The 805-nt window shown below is 65.0% G+C and carries 1 pseudogene; it reads right to left on the bottom strand.

The window, feature by feature from the left end:
• A pseudogene (locus IEZ19_RS50035) lies at window positions 1-805 on the bottom strand (protein kinase family protein); the annotation flags it as partial.

An 805-nucleotide genomic window follows, 5' to 3' on the forward strand; every position in this document is an offset into this window, starting at 1 on the left:
GGCCGGGAACGGCGTCTGCTTGCTCTCGGTGAACAGACGGCGGAAGAAGGAGTCCACGACGACGGTAGGGCGTGCGTGCCGGTCGATGATGGCCGTGATCTCGGGGGGATGTCGCCAGGTCGCCGGCCCGCGATCCAGTCGTGCAGGAAGACTTCGCGTTCCGTGCCACCGCGCACGTCGTCGAGCAAGTGGTATTGGAGCAGGTGGCTCGCGGTGTAGCAGTGGTCGTACGCGAGGTGGTCCGAGAGGAAGTTGGACTCGTCCGCCGAAAGGTCGAAGCGGGAGCTCAGGGCAAGTCCGAAGTCAGCGAAGTAGAGCTGGCGGCCATCGGTCAGGATGTTGGCGAAGTGAGCATCGAAGTGGACAAGTCCGCGAGAACTCATGAAGGCAGCTCCGCTCATCAGAGCTTCCTCCACCCAGCGGAAGGGGGAGCCGTCCCCGCCTTCCAGCACGGCGGTTTTGCGGTGTTCGGCCAGCCATCCGGCGAGTGTGTGCGGCACGTGCTCCAGGAAGACCACCAGACTGTACGAGGACTGGCCAATGGCCTCCAGCCGGTTACGAACGGCGGGTGATCCCTCCCAGTGCGCGACGGCCCCTTCCAGGCCCCCGAACTCGTCGGTGAATCCTTCGGGAGGGGAGTCAGGCAGAACCCGCCAGTGGTACATCAGGGGGAATCCCGCGTACTCGTCGCCGAGAACCCAGTTCGTGGTCATGGTGTGCACGGCAAGCTCCCGCCAGGCACCGAACCCGGCCGAGCCCACCCCGTACTGGTAGAACATCGGCAGTTCGAAGACGTTCGCCGTCG

The sequence above is a fragment of the Streptomyces brasiliensis genome, from assembly GCF_014647875.1.
GTDB lineage: Bacteria > Actinomycetota > Actinomycetes > Streptomycetales > Streptomycetaceae > Streptomyces > Streptomyces brasiliensis.